The sequence below is a fragment of the Armatimonadota bacterium genome, from assembly GCA_035527535.1.
Taxonomy (GTDB): domain Bacteria; phylum Armatimonadota; class Hebobacteria.
Genome location: DATLAK010000105.1, coordinates 1 through 17,334 on the forward strand (window position 1 = coordinate 1; position 17,334 = coordinate 17,334).

Below are 17,334 nucleotides of genomic sequence, written 5' to 3' on the forward strand. Positions count from 1 at the left end.
CCTCCACCACCCTTCGCCCTTGCCGCTTCGTTGAAGCGCCAAGGAGCTACGGGTGGCAAGGAAGAGGGTCGCCCTGAGCGACCTTGAGCGAGGGCAGCGAGGAGCAAGCGAGTCGAAGGGCCACCAACGATGTCCGACAACGGCAGCCGGACCTCCTGAACCTCGTGACAACTCAATATCGAGCCTTTCTGGCGTAGCTCAACCGGTAGAGCGCGTGGCTGTTAACCACGATGTTGGAGGTTCGAGTCCTCCCGCCAGAGCCAGCGGAGCCGTAGTGTAGCCCGGTTTAACACACCTGCCTGTCACGCAGGAGATCGCGGGTTCAAATCCCGTCGGCTCCGCCATGCCGTCGCCGGCGTAGCTCAAAGGTAGAGCAGCTGATTTGTAATCAGCTGGTTGGGGGTTCGATTCCTCTCGCCGGCTCCAGCGTGTCTCCTGCCCCCGCCGCCGCCAGAGCCGCGAACACCTCGTCGCTCATAGATACCCCAGCGCCCGCAGGCGGCGCCGGATGGCTTCGATTTCCCGGGCGGTGAGGGGCTGCTCCGAGGTGCTCGGGGCCTCGGCGATGGCAGCGCCTGGTTCCCCCGCAGACGCCGAGGGGGTGGCATGGGTCGAGGCGAGGTCGCGCAGGACGTACACCGCGAACTCCGTCACCGACCGGAACCCCGTATCCGCAATGATACCCTGCAGCCGGTGGTACAGCTCGCGGGGGATCTTAAGCGTGACCTGCCTGGACTGCGCCATTGCGCTGCTCCCTCTGCAACACCCGGCCAGAGTATACGTTGGGGCTCCTGAGGTGTCAATCCGCAGGGCTGGATCGGCAGGAGCCCCGTTGCTGCGTCCGCGAGCGGGCGTGCTGATCCTGGCGCAGCGCAACCGGCGGTGGAGGTTCTCGCTGCGCAAGATCGTCGGCCTGGGGCTGCTGAGCGCATTCAACTCAATCGCGCGTCGTTAGCGCCACCACCGACTCGACGTGTATTGTCTGCGGGAACAGGTCCACCGGCTGCACCGGGCCGATGTCGTATTCGGCGGACAACGCCGCCAGGTCCGCCGCCAGCACCCACGGGTTGCACGAGACATAGACGATGCGCCGCGGGCGCATCTCCAGCAGCCGCCGCACCACGCGCGGTCCGCAGCCCGGCCGCGGCGGGTCGAGGATCACAACATCGGGGACCTCGCCCCGGTGATCGCGCAGATACGCGCGCGCGGTCGCGCACTCGAAGCGCACGTTGGCGATTGCATTCGCCGCCGCGTTGTCGCGGGCGCCGGTCACCGCCGCCGCCACCGATTCGACGCCCACCACCTCGCGCGCCCGCGCCGCCAGGGCGAGACCGATGGTCCCGACGCCGCAGAACATATCGAGCAGACATTCCGCGCCTGCCAACTCCGCCGCTTGCGCCACCAGCTCCACCAACCGCGACGCCATGGCGCCGTTAGGTTGAAAGAAAGACTGCGGCGACAAGTGGAAGGTCAGCCCGGCGGCGCGCTCCCGCACCATCGCTTCGCCGGCGAGCACCTCGACGCGCTCGTACAGCACCGCCGCCGCGGGCCCGCTGTGGATGGTGCGCACGACCCCGCTGGGCGCAAAGGGGGCCAGCGCGTGCAGCAGCTCGCGGGCGGGCGGCGGCCCCTGCGCCGTGACCAGGTTCACCAGGAAATCGCCGGTGGAGCGGCTCTCGCGCAGTGCCAGGTTGCGCAGAAACCCCTGGTGCCGTCGTTGGTCGTACGGCGCCATCCCCGCCTGCACCGCCCACTGCCTGACTGCCAGCGCCGCCCCCATCGCGCGCTCCGAGCACAGCCAGCAATCCTCGATCTCGATCCGTCGCCACCACTTCCGTTTGGGGCTGTAGCCCAGGATCAGCGCGCCGTCCTCGCGCCGATCGAACGTCATCTCGACCTTATTGCGATAGCGCCACTGCTCGTGCGCGGGCGCGACCTCGAGGACGGGAAGCAGCGACGTCTGCGGGTGCTGCGCCAGCGCCGCCGCGACTAGCTGCCGCTTGAGCCGCAGTTGAGCCGGATAGAGCAGGTGCTGCAAGTCGCAGCCGCCGCAGTCGCCGAAATGGCGGCAGCGCGGGGCGACGGTTTGCCCGGGGCGCGCCGCCTCGCGGATCATCCGCGCAAGGGCCTGTTGCTCGCGTTTGACCGCCATGTGGGTATCGCCCAGAAGGGGTAGCGGATCCCGCACACCCTCTCCATTGTGCCACAGACTTTGCCGCCGGGCAAACCCGTGCTATACTGCCGACACACCATGCGCGCCAACGTCACATCGCCGCCCGAGCTGCGCCGGCTGCTGGCCGACTACGGCATCCGCCCGGCCAAGCGCCTGGGCCAGAGCTTCCTCATTGACGCCAACGTCGTGGCCAAGATCCTGGCCGCGGCGGCCATCGGCGGGGACGACAGCGTGTTCGAGGTCGGCGCGGGCGCGGGGGCGCTGACGGTGGCGCTGGCCGCAAGCGCGCGCCGCGTGGTGGCGCTGGAGCTCGATCGGCGGCTGGTGGAACTGCTGGATGAGGTCCTCGGCGACGCGCCCAATGTCAGCGTGGTGCAGGGGGACGTTCTGGCGGCGGACGTGGAGGCACTGCTCGGGGGCGGAAGCTGGAAGCTGCTCGCGAACCTGCCCTATTCGGTGGCGGGCCCGGCCATCGCGCGGCTGATGCAGCATGCGGGGAGGTTTTCGCTGATGGCGCTGATGGTGCAGCGCGAGGTGGCGCAGCGCTGTGTGGCCGCGCCCGGGAGCAGACAGTACGGGGCGTTGTCGGTGATGGTGCAGGCGCGCGCGCGAGTGACGATCGCGGGGCAGGTCGCGCGCACCTGCTTCTATCCGCAGCCGCGGGTGGATTCGACGCTGGTGCGGTTGGAGCCGCGCGAGCGATGCCTGGTGGCGGTGCATCTGGAGCCGGCTTTTCGGGCGCTGGTGCGCGGGGTTTTCCGGCAGCGGCGCAAGATGATGCTCAACGCGCTGGCGGGCGCGTCGGAGCTGGGGCTCACGCGGCAGCAAGCCCGGCAGGTGCTCGAGGCCGCGGGTATCGAGGCGGAGCGCCGGCCGGAGTCGCTGTCGGCCGAGGACTTCGCGGCGCTGGCGCGGGCGCTGAGCGCCGCGGGCGCATAGGCTCAGTGCACGGTGTCGCCCGAGTCAACGACGAAGGAGCCGGAGCCGACCGATGCCAGCGGGTCGCCGCGCGCCTTGCGTTCCTCGTCAATGCGCGTCAGCAAGGGCTCGGGGATGACGATGGGAGCCTTGGCGCGCAGGGCGATGGCGATGCCGTCGCTGGGGCGGCAGTCGAGCTCCTTGCGGTTGCCGTCGGCGACGAGGATGAGCCGCGCGAAGTACGTGTTGTCATGGACGTCATTGATGATGAGCCGCTCGACCTTGACCTCGAGCTCGGCCAGCAGGTTGCGGATGAGATCGTGCGTCATCGGCCGCGGGAGCTGGCGCTTCTCCAGCTCCGCGCTGATGGCGACCGCCTCGGCGGGCCCGATCCAGATCGGCACCGACCGCTCGCCGGACTTGTCCTTGAGCACCACCACCGGTACGTTGTTATGATCGAGGGCTACGCCCTCGACCTTGAGCTCAACCATCGCCGATTCTGAACTCAAGCCAGGTCTCCCCCGGGCGGACGCGCCTCGCGGTGACCGCGCAACGGCCGCCACTGGTCAGCATAGCCCAAGGCTGGAGGCGTGTCAAGGAGCGGACCAGGATGGGTGTGACTCCGAAAAGTGGGGATCGGCAGAATCTACTCCTCCCCCTTTCAGGGCTTAGCATTACCCACTTCCTGCGGGGGCCCTTCTCACCAGGCGGGTAATCCAAGGGGCGCGCGGTCCTGTAGACCACGCGATTACTCGCGCCTTCCACGAGAAGGCGCGCCCGGTTCAGAAACTGGAAACTGGGGACAGTTCCCTATTTATTTGTTGGGGCAAGCGCTGCGAGGTGGCAAGAAGTGCCCGGAAAAAAAAGGAACTGTCCCTGCTCGCCCGGCCTACCTCTGTGCTCTCGGTGTCCTCTGCGGTGAAATCCCGGTCCCGGTCACAGCAGCGGATGCTCCGCCATCGCCTTTAGCCGTCGCCAGCGGCGCTCGACCTCGGCCTCGAACGCCGCCAGCACTTCCCCGTGCTCGGGCTGGGTCAGGTGGCGCGTCTTGCCCATCATCCCCAGCCAGTCCGACGCCGGAATGCGTTTCCCCTCGGCCTCGGGATCGTAGTTGAGCCGGGTGATTCCGTGCTCGATCTCGTAGATGGGGAAGAAGCAGCAGTCCACCGCCGCGTGCACCACCTTCATCCCCAGCCGCTCCGGGTAGCGCCAGCTCAGCGGGCAGGCGCTCAGGAACTTGCCATAGACAAACCCCTCGTTCTTCGCGTACCACTGCGCCTTGGCGCCCTTCTCGGTGAGGTCGCGCTTGAGGCCCTCGACGCTGGTGAAAATATAGGGTACGTGACAGCCGGCCATGATCTGCGCGGTGTCCTTGTGCTGGAAGCGCTTGCCGGTCTGGCGGGGCCCGACGCGGCTGGTGGAGGTGGCATGGCCCAGCGGCGTGGCGTAACTCTGCTGGTTGCCGGTGTTCATGTAGCCCTGGTTGTCGTATTCGAGGATGATGAGGGGATGCCCGCGCAGGGCGGTACCGATGGTGGGGCCCATGCCGATGTCCATGCCGCCGTCGCCGCTGACCATGACGAAGGTGAGGTCGAGGTCCGCCGGCAGCTCGCCGCGGCGCTTGCGCTCGCGGAACATCTCGACCACCCCCGACAGCGTCGCCGCCCCGTTCTGGAAGAGGTTGTGGATATAGGTCACGCGATGCGCGCTGAAGGGGTAGCCGGTGGTGACGACCATCGCGCAGCCGGTATGGAACAGCACCACGATGTGGCCGCTGATGCCGCGGAAGAACTGGTTGAGACCGGGGAAGATGCCGCACCCCGGGCACGCGCCGTGGCCGGGGGCGATGCGCTTGGGTATGGCCGTCAGTTCGCGCAGGGAGGGGACGTGCGACTTGATCTCGCCCGTCTCCTCGTCGCGCTCCACGCGCAGGCCGGGCAGGTTCGTCGCCTCGACGTTGATCGGGCCCCGCTGGCGCATGATGTGGCCGGGCTTGCCGGGGGTCGCGCCGAGGTAGTCGAAAGGCTTCGCAATCGCCCCCGACTCCGCCGCCGCCAGCGCTTCGCGCAGCAGGTCCTCCGCCTCATCAATGTAGAACTCGCGACCGCCCAGGCCGTAAACTCGTGCCAGGCACAGCGCGCGATTGTCGGGATCGTCCTTGAGCGCGGCCTTGACCTCCAACGCCAGGTTGCCGCCGCCGGCGCCGCAGGAATCCGCGCGGTCGGCGATGATCACCGCCTTCGCCCCGTGCAGGGCCTCCCGGATCTCGGTCGCCGGGAACGGCCGGAAGACGTTGGGGCTGACCACGCCGACCTTGAGCCCCTGCTGGCGCAGGCGGTCGGCGGCGTCCTTCGCCGTCTCCGCCGCCGAGTTGAGAAGCACTAACACCGCCTCAGCGTCGTCGGTCAGGTAGCAGTCCACCACTGGGTAGCGGCGGCCGCTGAGCGCCGCGTACTCGGCGAGCACCCGCGGCAGCGCCGCCCGCGCCGCCTCCATCGCCAGGTGCTGCTGGTACTTGTTGTTGATGAGGTCGAGGTTGTTCATGTAAGGGCCGATGGTCACCGGGTGCTCGGGGTCCACCACGGTGATAGGCGTGTTGGGCGCGCCCAGCCAGTCGCGGACGACCTGTGCGTCGGCGAAGTGGCGCACCCGCCGCTTCTGGTGGCTGGTGAAAAAGCCGTCGTAAGCCACCATCACCGGCAGGCGCACCTCCGCCAGCTCCCCCAGCTTGACCGCCACCAGGTTCATGTCGTACACCGCCTGCGGGTCGCGCGCCAGCAGCATGATCCAGCCCGCGTTGATGGCCATCATGATGTCGGAGTGGTCGCCGAGGATGTCCAGCGGCCCGCTCACCGCGCGCGTCACCACGTTGAGCACCATCGGGAAGCGCGTCCCCGCCTGCACCGGCAGTTGCTCCAGCGAATAGAGCAGCCCCTGTGACGAGGTCGCATTGAGCACCCGGCCCCCCGCTACCGCCGCCCCATAGCAAATGCCCGCCGCCCCGTGCTCGCCGTCGGCGGGGATCATGCGGATCTCGTGCTCGCCGCCGGCGTACATCTCGTCGAGCTCCTCCGCGATCTCGGTCGAGGGGGTGATCGGGTAGTAGCCCATGACGTGGTAGTTGACGTGCTTCGCCGCCAGCGCCGCCATCTCGTTGCCGGAGCGGAAATCGGTCGCCTGGGCCAGCGGTGGGGCTGTCGGCAGCTGCGCTGCGCTGTAGGCTGTCGTTGACATATCACCCATCTCCTTACCGTTATTGGCCGTCTGACAGTTACCCGCTTTGCGCTATTGCGCGGGCGAGACTCTTCGCTAACGCGGCTAGGTCGCGGAGCGACCGCCGTGGCGGCCCTCCGGGCCTAGCCACTCACACTGACAACGGTCTGGTGGTGGCATTCTGAACGGAGCGTGCTCGCGCGAGTCGCGCGGCCGCGCGAAGTGAAGGATCTCGCTGCGGCCTGATCGGAAACTGGGTAACCTCAGATTGGCCGTATCTTGACGCGCCTCGCCAGGGGCGGTAGAATAGCTTTGCCATGGCGACCACTGCGAAGGCGGCTAAGAAGTCCCGGGAATACGTGGTGGACCAGGACGGACGCCGCAAAGCAGTGCTCCTGCCCGTCGAGGAGTATGAGGCGCTAGTCCAGGCCGCCGAGGACCTCGAGGACATCCGCGCGGCGGACGAGGCGCGGGCGGTAGGCGGCGAGCTGGTCCCGCTTGAGGTCGTCGAGGCCCGTCTTCGCGCCGAGGGCAAGCCGCGCTGATGCGCGTAGTCCTCTCGCCTGCGGCAGACCGCGATGCCGATCACCTCGCTCCGGATATGGCAGAGCGTGTTCTGGCCGCGCTGCGCGGCCTCCGCGAGAATCCGCGTCCGCATGGTTCCCGGTTGCTTCGCGATCGTGAACCGCGCACCTGGCGCCTGCGCGTCGGCGACTGGCGCATTCTTTACGACGTTGACGACGCGGAGGGAATCGTGACGATTCTCCGCATCCTCCATCGCAGTCGAGCCTACTGACATCCCTGCTCCCGACCCGCCGAGCAGCAGCGGTCACGCTTCAGCGGCTTCGTTGCACGCAGATCAGCGACGTGGCTCATGGTACTCGTATCCCCGCTGGTCATGCCACGCCGCCGCGTCCGCCAGATACGCCTGCACGGAATGGTCGTCGGCAGGAGACATGCGCCCGGTCGCCGCGCCCAGCTCGAGGCAGCTCCGCAGATCAGTCAGTCGGTGCAGCCTGACCCCCGACTGCTGCAGCGCGCTTGCTCCGCCCTGCTGGCGGTCGAACATGACCAGACAGTCCGCGACCTCGGCTCCCGCCTGCCGCAGCCCCTTCACGAACGCCAGCTTGCTCCCGCCATCGGTGATGAGGTCCTCGTAGAGGAGCACCCTGCTGCCGGGCGGCACACAGCCCACGACCTGACCGCTGATGCCGTGGCCCTTTGGCTCCTTGCGCACGTAGGCGAACGGCTTGCCTACTCGCTCAGCCAGCCACGCCGCGAAGGGGATGCCGGCCGTCTCCCCGCCTGCGATGAAGTCGGCGTCCATGTGTTCGGCATGGTAGAGCCAATGGGCGCACGCAGTCACAATGCCCCTGGCCCACGGATAGGATATGAGAACACGGCAGTCCACGTAGACTGGGCTCCGGTTGCCCGAAGCGAGTATGAAGGGATCGTGGGACGACACCTTGAGCGCGCCGGTCTCCCACAGCGCCGCCGAGACGATGCCCTGTATCTCCTCTCTCACCCCGCACTCCTCGCTGATTTCACTGCGCGCTCTGCGCGGTTCCATCGCGTGCTGCGACTAGCCGATGCGGCGGTAGTGGGTATCCTGGTCGCCCTCGGCGGGCAGGCCCACCTGCTCGCGCACCAGCGATGCCAGGTGCTCGGGCGGGCCGACGAGTTCGATCTCGCTCGCGCACACCAGCTCCGGCACGTCCGCCATTTGCGTCAGCGCCTCCACCGGGCAGATATCTACACACTTCATGCAGCCCTTGCAGTAGCGGTAGTCGGGCCCCTTCATCACCATCGCCGGGCGCCCGCGCTTGTCCTCGCCGCGGTGGAAGATGAAAACGTAGTCGGGGCAGGTCATGTCGCAGCGCCCGCAGTCAATGCACTTGTCGCGGTGATACCGGGGGATGTAGCCCTGGCGCGACGCCCCCAAGTTGCGCCGCACCGTGTTGCCGCCGTTGACGATGGCCCCGCCCAGCGGCGCGTTCTCGTAGCCCAGGTCCGGCTGCGGGCGCTCGCGCGACGGCGCGGCGAACCCGCTGGCATCATCGAACTCCACCAGCACCAGCTCGTCGTGGCCGCGGTCGAAGGTGCGCAGGTTGGGCTCCACCAGCTTGGGGTAGCGGTCGGTGAAAGTCTCGGCGATGGTGTCGCGCACCGCCTGCGCTTCTATGAACCCCGCGGCCTTGGTGATAGCCCCCAGCATGGCGGTGTTGACGCGGGTTTTCTCTTCGTTGGCGATGCGCAGCGCGTCCACCACCCCCAGCCGCCGCACCGGGGCGCGCAGCAGTTGCCGCATCAGCGCCGGGTCGCGCGCGGTGCTGGCGATGATCACCGTGTCCTCGTTCACCCCGTGCAGCAGGCCCGGCAGCGCGAACAGCCCGTCGTGGAACAGCGCCAGCAGGTGCGGCTCCTCCACCGGGCTGTTGGTGCGCACCTCGCAGTCGGGCAGGCACACCCGCACGTACGCCTTGACCGGGGAGCCCTTCTTTTCGGCTCCATAGGACGAGAAGTTGGCGCCGTTGAACCCCTGCCGCAGCACCAGCGCCTTGGCCAGCATCTGCCCCGCCAGGTTGGCCCCGAACGCCCCCACCGACTCGAATCGCATCTCGTAATAGCCCAGCTCGTTGGTCCGCGGCAGGGCCGGCCTCGATTCCGCCATCACGTCTCTCCCTTCAACCGCGGTCGGGTCGGGCAGCCGTCCTCGGCTGCCGCCGACTGAGCGCAACTGCCCGCATCGGCGCAGCCAGGCGAGACGCCTGGCCTACCGGGTGTCGCCTCATGGGTAGGGCAGCCGTCCTCGGCTGCCGCCTCTGCGTCTGTTTCCAGGGCATCCGATTGTTCTCCTATCATACTTGTGGCGACTGTGGATTACAGGCGCGCGAGGAAGCCGGGCGCTGGCTCCGGCAGGCGCCGGTCGCTTGCGCGGCGTATATGGAGCTTGTAGGGGCAAGGCATGCCTTGCCCTCACGCGCGCCCACTCGCGGCCTTCGTGCCGGAGCCTGGGCGAAAGGGGCAGCGCATGGACGACAAAGTCGCCCTCCCACCGGGCAAGCAAGGCCTCTATCTCGCGCTGGCGTCCCTCGGAGGCGTCGTTCTCGTTCGCGGCAGCGGATTCTGCTGACCCTCCCTCGTCGCCGTCCTGGTAGGACTGGCAGCGTACGCTTGCGCCATCAGCGTGAAGGGCGTGATCAGGAACGAGGCGCGGCTCGCGGGAGCAGCCGGGGCCCTCATCGGCCTCTTATCGCTGGCGGCGATGATCGGCTACTTGTGGGCCGTGTTCAAGCCGTGACCGGCGGCCCGCGGCGGCGCGATCATTCATGGCAGGAGCATGGGCGATGAGACAGGTCCCGCCCTGGGTCGGCTACGACCGCATGGCTGCGACCGGCGAGTACGGTGCGCTTGTGAACGCGGCGGGCGAGCTTGCTTTGTCCTCCGACGGGCAAAACGAGGCGGCCTTCTTTCGGTCGGTTCTGCGCGGGCGCAACGCCGTGCTCGATGTCGGATGCGGGCCCGGCTTCCCGCTGGTGGTTCTGGCCCACTGTGTGACCAGTCCGTGCGGCCTGGATGCGGCTCCCGCGATGCTCGCCCTCGCGCGAGCGACCATCGCTGCGCTCGGGGTTCGCAACGCCACGCTGGTGCGCGGCATGGCTGAGGCCCTGCCCTTCGCCGACAACGCCTTCGACGGTTTCGCAGTCTGCGGTACGCTCGGGAGCGTCCCCGATCCTGCTCCCGTCGTGCGCGAGCTGGCCCGCGTCGCCGCAGCCGGGGCGGTGGTCGCCAGCATCGGGCAAGACTTCCGACACCGGTTGAGTGCAGGCAAACCGCGAGGCGAAACTTGGCTCCGCTGCGATCGTCGCGGCCTGGCGCTGCAGGTCGTCCGCTATTTAACCGATCCCTATCGGATATGGTACGAGCGCCATGTGCTCGACCCGGCCAGCGATTTCGCGCAACAGCTCCTCGCTGACCCGGAACTGTGCACGGCGGGACGCATAGCGACGGACCTGTCGCCCCGGGACTTGCCGGCGGGGGCCGTCCTTGACTCCTTCTGCGAGGAGGAAGCGCAGTTCGACCCGGAGACACTGCGCGAGGTCTTCGAGCAATCGGGGTTTGCCACGGAGCGGCAACACGTCGCCCTCAGCTACGGGGTCCCGCACATCTTCTCGGTGTTCCGCCGCCGCGGCTAACCGGGACGCGCGCAGGGTTGGAACGCAGCCACCCTGGCCGCCATCGCGGCAATGCCGGCTGAGGCAGCCGGCCTCCGCAGCTGCCTGATATCTGCGAAATCTGCGAAATCTGTGGTTAACCCTTGTTTCGTCAGCTGATCAGCGCCCGGATGCGGTCGTCGAGCTGGCGCTGGTCGGCGGCGAAGGATTGCAGCCCGGCTTGGTTCATGAGCTCGTCCAGCGGCACCTCGGCGCTCCAGCGCGCGAGGTCCGGGATCTTGCCGTGGGCCGCGATCTCGGCCTCCTCCTCCGCGGTGAAGCCGTGGAAAAGGCCGACGCCGTGATCCTGCGCGGCGCGGATGAAGTCGTCGTCGGTGAGCGTCAGCGGGTTCGCCCGCAGCAGGTCGGCGGCGATTGCGCGCGTGCGGTCGTCCACCTCCCACAGCGGGCGCAGCAGGCCGTCGGCGCCGCTCGCATCGCTCGACTGCACTTCGGGGTCGCGCTCGACCTGGGAGCGGATGTCGGCGGCCGCGGTGGCGCCGGCCAGGAAGTCCTGCGCGACCTTGGGCGGAATAGTGTGCACGTCCACCCCCGCCAGATCGCTCACCTGCGACGGCGCGCGCATGCTGGCGGCGATCAGGCGGGTCGGCACCTCGGGGTGGCGCGCGCGCAGCTCCCGGATCGCGCGCGCGGTCGCCAGCGTCGCCTTCTCGCCGACGTTGCGACCGTCGCCCAGGCGGTTGTCCGCCACCACCGCGTTTAGCCGCCCCAGGAAGACATTGACGAAATGCGGCCGCGACACCAGCGCCGCGAGGTAGTTCTGGCGCGCCGAGAAGCCAAGCGTGAAGTTCACCTTCACCCCCTCGCTCTCCAGCCGCGCGGCGATGCAGTATCCCGCCGGTGTCAGCGGCACCTTGATCCGGAAGTGGCTCGAACACACCGCGTGGTAGCGCCGCCCGAACCGCACGCTGTCGTCAATACCATGCGCCATCGCCGGGTGCAGCTCCACGCTCACGCGGACGCCGAAGGCCTCCACCAACCGCAGCGCGAGTCGGCAGTTGACGATGAACCCGATCTCCAGCACCAACTCCTGCGTCGTCGGTCGCGCCGCGCTGGCGCGCAAGCGATCGGCCGCGGTGCGGATGACGTCGTCCAGGGTCCCGGTTTGCACCACCTGGTTGACCAGGGTGTTGTTGGTCGTCAGCCCCGAGAACTCGCGCCGCCACAGCCGGCGGGCGTCGTCGAGGTTGCCGGTGTCAAGCCACAGCTCGGTGCCGGCTCCGATCAGCGCCGCCAGGCGCGCGTCCGAGGGCGCGTCGCCGTGACCCGGGCCGCGCCAGCCCTCGACGGCGATGGCGTGTGACAGTCCAGCGATATCCGACATGTGCCCATCCTTCCCAGGGGTTGCTGAGGCCGGTTTGCGCCCCCGCCCTCGAGGACGATTGTTCGCGGTGTCGCCGCCATCGTCCTGCACTGCTTGGCACCTCGCGGCGCACAGGGGGCCTTCGCCGAAGGGTGCCTTGGCGTCATCGCCGACAAAGTTCACACTTGCGACGCCGGAAATTCCACCCGCCCCAGGAGGGGCTGGCCCCTCCTGGGGCGAAAAGATACCAACGGGGGACGCAGCATACAGGAGAGTGGCAGATGGCCGAAACGGAGCAGTCGCTTCGCGACCGAGGCGTAGCTGCCTTCCGCGAGGGCCGCACCGACGAAGCGGTGCGACTCTTGCAGCAGGCGGTCGCTGCCGATCCGCGCGACCAGCGCGCATACTCGGTGCTGGGCGCGGCGCACATGCAGCGCGGCGAGTACGAGGAGGCGATCTCGACCTTCGAGAACGCCCGCAGCATCCGCCCCGACACCGCCCACATCCACTTCAATCTGGGCCTGGCGTGCCAGCGCGCCGGGCACCTGGAGCAGGCGATCGCCGCCTTCCAGGCGGCGGCAGAGGTGGATCCGGCCTACGACAAGGCCAAGGAGGCGCTGAGCCGCGCCCGCGCCGCCTACGAGCGGGGCCAGCCGCCGCGTGCGGCCGCCGAGGCCCCGCCGTCCGCGGAGCAGCCGACCACGCCGGGAATGCCGGCCGCGCCGCCGCCCCGCATGCCCGTGGCGCCCCCACCCGCCCCCTGGCAGACGTCGGTCGGGGGACCACAATCGCGAGCACCCCAGTCGGACGTGGAGCTGCGCCCGCTGGGCGCTCCCCTGTCACCTGCTTCCCCAGCGGACGCCCCCGACGGGCCCGGTGCGCCGCCGCGCGCCCCGTGGCAGACGGTGCAAGGACTGCCGCCGCCGCGCTCCCCGTCCAGCGCACCGGAGGCGGCGACCCGGGGCCGCGAGCCGAGCAGCAAGGATCACACCAATGCCGACTGTCGTAGAGTGGGGTTCAAGGTCGGCATGAACTACGGCATTCTCTTTATGATGGCGATAGCCTTCTTCGACCGCTACATCGAGGGCAAGACCTACGGACTGATCGGCAAGATCGGCGTGGACAGCTTCCTCACGCTGCTCATCGGCTCCGTCGTCACCGGCGCGATCCTGGGCGGTCTGATCGGCCTCGCCACCGGCCAGTTCAGGAGCCCCGGCGCCGGCATCGGCGTCGGCGTCGGGGTGTGGCTGGCGTTGGCGATCATCGTGTTGATGCGGATGGGCGGGATCGAGCCGGCGATCATGATGATGGGCATCGGCATGGGCGCCGGCTATGGCCTGCTCATGGGTTGGGCCGTCTCGCGCAACGTGATGATATACATCAAGCGCCTGTGATGCGCCCGCGGCGCGTTGCAGGGCATGCACACCTGGGACGACGCCTTCTTCTGGTCCGTCGCTGCGGCCAAGGACGCCCCCAATATCGCGGACCTGGCCGATATTGTCTGCGCGCCGCTGGCGCGATGAGTCGTGCCCGGCGGTCACACGACGGTAGCGCGGGCGCCCGGATAGGGATACGAGGATCACCTGTCTTCCGTATCTCGTCGGCGCAGTGGTCGCCGCGATCGCCTTCACCGCCGCGCCCGCCCCCGCCTACATCGGCCCCGTGGCCGGGTTTGCGGTGCGGGGGGCGTTCCCGGTCGTGATCGCCACCCTGGTGTTGGCGGCGTTCACGCTGGCGAGGTGGCCGCTCAAGGTTGCGCCAGGTTCAGAGTCTGGTAGCCGGCGGCGGTGGCGAAGATACAGTGAAGATTGACCGCGAGCAGGAGCAGGCAGATGACGAGCAGCCCGACCTGCGCCAGTCGGCCATCGCCCAGCAGGGCGCTGATGCCGCGCGCAGAGGCCATCGCCGCAAGCGGCAGGACGCCCATCAACAGCCGCCCGCCGCTGGTCCCCATTCGCCAGTCGATGAGCAGCAGATTGCGCAATATGCCTGCCAGCACTACCACGCCGGTCGCCAGCCACAGGATGAGTAACTGCGCTTGGTAGCGGGGCATACTGAACCTGCGCCGCCGCCGTAGAACCAGCGCGAGACCTACGACCGACAGCACCAAGACAGCGACGAAGAAGCCGCTTACCAAGGTCATGTTGGCATGGGCTATGATCACATCCACCGGCACAAAGGTGAACAGGAAGACGCGCACGGGCATGGCGCACATCAGGGCCAGCCTCCGCGGTTCCGGCAACCCCAGCAACGGATAGTGAAACGGGTAGACGAAAGGACTCCCGTAGATCAGCGCATTGCGCACGAACCACCATCCACCAAGGGCGGCCGCCAGCGCGACCGCCGCCGCCGTCCAGCCCGCGCGCTGCCATCGCCCCGCCCTCCCGGGCGCGAGCGCCAACACGACTACCGATGCGGGAGCCAGGCCGAGCGCGGTCTGCTTCACGTTGAGCCCCAGGCCGAGCAGGATCCCGAGGAGCCAAACGTCTCGCCATCCCACCCCAAAACGGAGCGCCCGCGCCCACCACCACGCCGTCGCGGCGAACGCAACGCCCAGCAGAGCATCGTTGTTGACCACCCCGCTCATGTAAGTGAACATGGGCGTGAACGCTGTCAGCGTAACCGCGCTCAGCCACAGCGCCGGCTTACCGGGAAACACCACCTGCGCGGTAACCCACAACCCAACCAACGTCGCGAGGCCCAGCAGGACCGACAGCAGGCGCACCGGCCGCACCTCGCCAGGAACCGAGAAGCGTCGCACCTGCCGACTTCCCTGATCCCAGTACGAGACGCTGTCGTCCGGCCGGCCCGCGAACGCGCGCCAGACTACGGCGGCAAGCGCGTAGTACAGAGGGGGGTGCTGGGCCTCGAATGAGCGCGATGCACCGGGCGCGTATGCGCAGTCCTGCTCCCTATGGCACATCTCGGGGAGGCGACCATCCTGCGCCAGCGACTGCACATACACGATGTGCGCCGGCTCGTCCGGCCCCCATTGAAGACGAGTGGCAAAGGATTGGACTGTCGCCAGCGCGACGTAAACGGCCAGGATGAGCGCGAGGCCGATCCGGGTCCGCCAGGCAGGCGCGGCCCTTGCTTCCACCACTTCGCCGCAGTTGTGCATCCCCGTCCGCTTCTGCGCGCGGTCGTATGACTCCTACCGTCCGCGACGTGGGAGCGCTGGCAGGCACTCCCAACCCGCAGCCGCGCCGCTCATTCATGTCTGCGATCGGGGGAACGTGCTGGTCCTCGGGCATGGGGAGAGGCTCATTGGGAGGCTGTACGCTGCCTGCGGGCAGGGCGCTCCCGTCGAGTAGGTCTTCCGCGCCCGCCACCAGCGCGCGCAGCAGGAAGTTGAAAAGGTGACCGAAAACGAGGGCCTCGGGGTGTGACCTTCTTTCTTTGGTGCGGCGGCGGGCGGTGCGCACCCCCCTCCTGGAAGGGAGAGGGCGGCGAGAACTGGGGTGATGTCCCTATAACGCTGCAAAAAGTGGAGGGCATGGGTTGAGCCTCGCGCAATAGAGTGACAGGTTAAGGCGGATCATGGTATCCTTTGGGGCATGGGAACACGGTGCAGACGCAAGCGAGATTTCGAGGTTTTGGAGAAGCGCCGACTGCAGGCGGCGCGGCTGTTTGGGAAAGGCAAGTCCCAGGCAGAAGTGGTGCGCGCTGGGGGTGAGCCGCCAGTCCGTCAGCCGTTGGCACCGCGCCTGGGAGCGGGAGGGCAAGGCTGGATTGCAGGCCGCCGGTGGCGCCGGGCGCAAGCCCAAGCTCACCCCCGCCCAGTTGGCCCAGGTGGAACAGGAACTGCTGCGCGGCCTCGACGCTGATGCGCAATATCTCGTGAGCGACGTGGATGCCAACCAGCCGCAGCGGTTGACAGGCCGCCAACTGATGGAGCAGGGCTTGGTCATCAGCATCGCCAGTCCGCCGGGCGCGGCGGTGATCGCGTACGAGCAAGGCGGAAGACGCGCGGGGTGAGGTCTGACACTAGCGTCTATCCGCGTTGATCGGCGGCGAAGTCGCTGGCGGCTAGGCCTAAAGGCCGCCGTGGCGGGCAAAGCCCTAGCCACTTACCCCGGCGCCGCCGGGCGGCCGCTGCGCGCGGACTCGTAGATGGCAAGCACGACGGCCACCGCGGCCCGCGCCTGCTCGCCGCTGAGGGCGGGGTCGCGGTCATCTTCGATGGCGCGCAGGACCTCCCCGATCTGCTCCATGTGCGCCTCCACCGCGCCGGACAGGCCCGCCATGGGATCCGCCGGCGAGCCGGCGCTCACGGCGCCGGACGCCGGCTCCTGCTCGCCGGCGACACCCCAGGTGACGTTGGTCTCGCCGACGATGATGACGTTGCCTTTCTCGCCGAAGACCTCGATCCGCGACGGCAGGCCGCCGCAGACGCAGGTGCTGCCGAGGATGAGGCCGAGCGCGCCGTTGTGGAAGCGCAGCGCCGCCACCGCCGCGTCCTCGGTCTCGATGTCGTGGGCCAGTGTGTCCGTGTACGCGTGCACTTGGGCCACCGGTCCCACCAGCCACTGGATGAGGTCCACGTAGTGCACGCTCTGATTCATGAGGGCGCCGCCGCCGTCCCAGCGCCAGGTGCCGCGCCAGTCGGCGCTGTCGTAGTAGCTCTGGCCGCGCCACCAGGGCACGAAGGCGTTGCCGAAGTAGATGCGCCCCAGCCGCCCCTCGTCAATGGCGCGCTTGAGGCCCGCGAAGGAGCCGTAGCTGCGGAACTGGTGAGTGGCGCCGAGCTTGACCCCCTGGCGGCGGCAGGTGACGATCAGCTTATCTATCTTGTCGAGGGCGATGTCAATCGGCTTGGTGACGATGACGTGCTTCCCCGCCAACGCGGCATCAATGCCGATGTCGGCATGATTGCCGCTCCAGGTGACGATGTTCACGACTTGGAGGTCATGGTGTGCGAGCAGCTCGTGGTAGTCTGTGCGCCACTCGGCGCCGTACTTCTCGCCGAAGGCGCGCGCCTTCTCCTCCACGATGTCGCACACTGCGACCAGCCGCGCGTTTTCCAGGCGCGTGATCGCCTCCGCGTGCACGGGCGCGATGTTGCCGCAGCCGATGAGCCCAAAACCGTATTCCACCATTCCCTCCTTCACTGCGTCTGAGCGCAAGCCGTCTTGCGTCGCCGAAGACACCCTTCTCCTTTCCAGCTTGTCACCACCCATCTCCTGCACCGGGGATCAATCTGCGGCGCCTGGCTGGCGCAAGGCCCGGGTTCCACCGATGGAAGTGGGGAGCGGTGAGAGTGCGCACGGAGGTGGCACATCCGCCCCGCCCCGCGTGTTGCTCTGTTGATGCACAGGCAATATGTCCCCTTAACTGCAAAGCGATTATGCCCCCTTAGGCGATCCTGGTGCCCTTGATGATTTGCCCGGGTCCCGCGCGGCGCACCGGCCCCACGCGCAGGCTGGAGGGGGTGCGCTCCCGCAATTTGGCCGCCGCCGCCGACTGGGCTCCGGCCGGCACCGGCTCGCGCT

General features: G+C 68.4%; 16 protein-coding genes and 3 tRNA genes. 10 read left to right on the forward strand and 9 right to left on the reverse strand.

The window, feature by feature from the left end:
• The first annotated feature begins 187 nt into the window (after positions 1-187).
• The 3 genes from VM221_07660 to VM221_07670 all read left to right on the forward strand — a co-directional run bounded on the left by VM221_07660 (position 188) and on the right by VM221_07670 (position 426).
• Positions 188-263: transfer RNA gene (locus VM221_07660), tRNA-Asn, on the forward strand.
• 2 nt (positions 264-265) lie between these two features.
• Positions 266-344: transfer RNA gene (locus VM221_07665), tRNA-Asp, on the forward strand.
• A gap of 7 nt (positions 345-351) precedes the next feature.
• Positions 352-426: transfer RNA gene (locus VM221_07670), tRNA-Thr, on the forward strand.
• Positions 427-474: 48 nt separating this feature from the next.
• Here the strand turns inward: VM221_07670 and VM221_07675 are convergent.
• Entirely contained in the window at positions 475-744 is a 270-nt protein-coding gene (locus VM221_07675) for a CopG family transcriptional regulator (protein HUT74697.1), read from the reverse strand.
• A gap of 88 nt (positions 745-832) precedes the next feature.
• Between VM221_07675 and VM221_07680 the strand changes: the two genes are divergently transcribed.
• A complete protein-coding gene (locus VM221_07680) occupies positions 833-955 on the forward strand; it encodes a hypothetical protein (protein ID HUT74698.1) in 123 nt (40 codons plus the stop codon).
• On the opposite strand, the gene rlmD is transcribed toward VM221_07680, so the two are convergent.
• Positions 938-2,152 (reverse strand): 23S rRNA (uracil(1939)-C(5))-methyltransferase RlmD, encoded by a 1,215-nt coding sequence (gene rlmD, locus VM221_07685; GenBank protein ID HUT74699.1) that lies wholly within the window; start codon positions 2,150-2,152, stop codon positions 938-940. The two genes, VM221_07680 and rlmD, sit on opposite strands and share 18 nt — an antisense overlap.
• Before the next feature lie 78 nt (positions 2,153-2,230).
• Here rlmD and rsmA point away from each other — a divergent pair, with 78 nt between their 5' ends.
• Positions 2,231-3,112: a 16S rRNA (adenine(1518)-N(6)/adenine(1519)-N(6))-dimethyltransferase RsmA gene (gene rsmA / locus VM221_07690; GenBank protein HUT74700.1), complete on the forward strand. Its 882-nt coding sequence runs from the start codon at positions 2,231-2,233 to the stop codon at positions 3,110-3,112.
• A gap of 2 nt (positions 3,113-3,114) precedes the next feature.
• Here rsmA and VM221_07695 read toward each other — a convergent pair whose 3' ends face one another.
• Entirely contained in the window at positions 3,115-3,600 is a 486-nt protein-coding gene (locus tag VM221_07695) for a bifunctional nuclease family protein (GenBank protein ID HUT74701.1), read from the reverse strand.
• Between the two features lie 427 nt (positions 3,601-4,027).
• A complete protein-coding gene (locus VM221_07700) occupies positions 4,028-6,241 on the reverse strand; it encodes a thiamine pyrophosphate-dependent enzyme (protein ID HUT74702.1) in 2,214 nt (737 codons plus the stop codon).
• 380 nt (positions 6,242-6,621) lie between these two features.
• Between VM221_07700 and VM221_07705 the strand changes: the two genes are divergently transcribed.
• Together VM221_07705 and VM221_07710 are read left to right on the forward strand one after the other, a co-directional pair.
• Positions 6,622-6,849, forward strand: a complete 228-nt coding sequence (locus tag VM221_07705; protein ID HUT74703.1) for a type II toxin-antitoxin system Phd/YefM family antitoxin — start codon at positions 6,622-6,624, stop codon at positions 6,847-6,849.
• A complete protein-coding gene (locus VM221_07710) occupies positions 6,849-7,100 on the forward strand; it encodes a type II toxin-antitoxin system RelE/ParE family toxin (protein HUT74704.1) in 252 nt (83 codons plus the stop codon). Before VM221_07705 ends, VM221_07710 begins: the two co-directional genes overlap by 1 nt.
• A gap of 63 nt (positions 7,101-7,163) precedes the next feature.
• On the opposite strand, the gene pyrE is transcribed toward VM221_07710, so the two are convergent.
• Together pyrE and VM221_07720 are read right to left on the reverse strand one after the other, a co-directional pair.
• Entirely contained in the window at positions 7,164-7,829 is a 666-nt protein-coding gene (pyrE, locus tag VM221_07715) for an orotate phosphoribosyltransferase (protein ID HUT74705.1), read from the reverse strand.
• Positions 7,830-7,886: 57 nt separating this feature from the next.
• A complete protein-coding gene (locus VM221_07720; protein HUT74706.1) occupies positions 7,887-8,975 on the reverse strand; it encodes a 2-oxoacid:acceptor oxidoreductase family protein in 1,089 nt (362 codons plus the stop codon).
• Positions 8,976-9,651: 676 nt separating this feature from the next.
• Between VM221_07720 and VM221_07725 the strand changes: the two genes are divergently transcribed.
• Positions 9,652-10,500: a methyltransferase domain-containing protein gene (locus VM221_07725; protein HUT74707.1), complete on the forward strand. Its 849-nt coding sequence runs from the start codon at positions 9,652-9,654 to the stop codon at positions 10,498-10,500.
• A gap of 130 nt (positions 10,501-10,630) precedes the next feature.
• Here VM221_07725 and VM221_07730 read toward each other — a convergent pair whose 3' ends face one another.
• Positions 10,631-11,863 (reverse strand): transaldolase family protein, encoded by a 1,233-nt coding sequence (locus tag VM221_07730; protein ID HUT74708.1) that lies wholly within the window; start codon positions 11,861-11,863, stop codon positions 10,631-10,633.
• 260 nt (positions 11,864-12,123) lie between these two features.
• Between VM221_07730 and VM221_07735 the strand changes: the two genes are divergently transcribed.
• A complete protein-coding gene (locus VM221_07735; GenBank protein HUT74709.1) occupies positions 12,124-13,236 on the forward strand; it encodes a tetratricopeptide repeat protein in 1,113 nt (370 codons plus the stop codon).
• 353 nt (positions 13,237-13,589) lie between these two features.
• Here the strand turns inward: VM221_07735 and VM221_07740 are convergent, their stop codons facing one another.
• The gene (locus VM221_07740; protein HUT74710.1) at positions 13,590-14,963 is read right to left on the reverse strand and encodes a glycosyltransferase family 39 protein; all 1,374 of its coding nucleotides are present in this window, start codon (positions 14,961-14,963) and stop codon (positions 13,590-13,592) included.
• 509 nt (positions 14,964-15,472) lie between these two features.
• On the opposite strand from VM221_07740, the gene VM221_07745 reads away from it, so the two are divergent.
• A complete protein-coding gene (locus tag VM221_07745) occupies positions 15,473-15,820 on the forward strand; it encodes a helix-turn-helix domain-containing protein (GenBank protein HUT74711.1) in 348 nt (115 codons plus the stop codon).
• Between the two features lie 92 nt (positions 15,821-15,912).
• Here VM221_07745 and VM221_07750 read toward each other — a convergent pair whose 3' ends face one another.
• Positions 15,913-16,938 carry a Gfo/Idh/MocA family oxidoreductase gene (locus tag VM221_07750; GenBank protein ID HUT74712.1) on the reverse strand — a complete coding sequence of 342 codons (1,026 nt, stop codon included), beginning with the start codon at positions 16,936-16,938 and terminating at the stop codon, positions 15,913-15,915.
• Positions 16,939-17,334: the final 396 nt, after the last annotated feature.

Coding starts and splice junctions, on each gene's coding strand:
- VM221_07700 (HUT74702.1), bottom strand. CDS start 6,241: ATGGCGGCGCTGGCGGCGAAGCACGTCAACTACCACGTCATGGGCTAC.
- VM221_07725 (HUT74707.1), top strand. CDS start 9,652: ATGAGACAGGTCCCGCCCTGGGTCGGCTACGACCGCATGGCTGCGACC.
- VM221_07730 (HUT74708.1), bottom strand. CDS start 11,863: ATGTCGGATATCGCTGGACTGTCACACGCCATCGCCGTCGAGGGCTGG.
- VM221_07740 (HUT74710.1), bottom strand. CDS start 14,963: ATGCACAACTGCGGCGAAGTGGTGGAAGCAAGGGCCGCGCCTGCCTGG.
- VM221_07720 (HUT74706.1), bottom strand. CDS start 8,975: ATGGCGGAATCGAGGCCGGCCCTGCCGCGGACCAACGAGCTGGGCTAT.
- VM221_07735 (HUT74709.1), top strand. CDS start 12,124: ATGGCCGAAACGGAGCAGTCGCTTCGCGACCGAGGCGTAGCTGCCTTC.
- rlmD (HUT74699.1), bottom strand. CDS start 2,152: ATGGCGGTCAAACGCGAGCAACAGGCCCTTGCGCGGATGATCCGCGAG.
- VM221_07675 (HUT74697.1), bottom strand. CDS start 744: ATGGCGCAGTCCAGGCAGGTCACGCTTAAGATCCCCCGCGAGCTGTAC.
- VM221_07710 (HUT74704.1), top strand. CDS start 6,849: ATGCGCGTAGTCCTCTCGCCTGCGGCAGACCGCGATGCCGATCACCTC.
- VM221_07705 (HUT74703.1), top strand. CDS start 6,622: ATGGCGACCACTGCGAAGGCGGCTAAGAAGTCCCGGGAATACGTGGTG.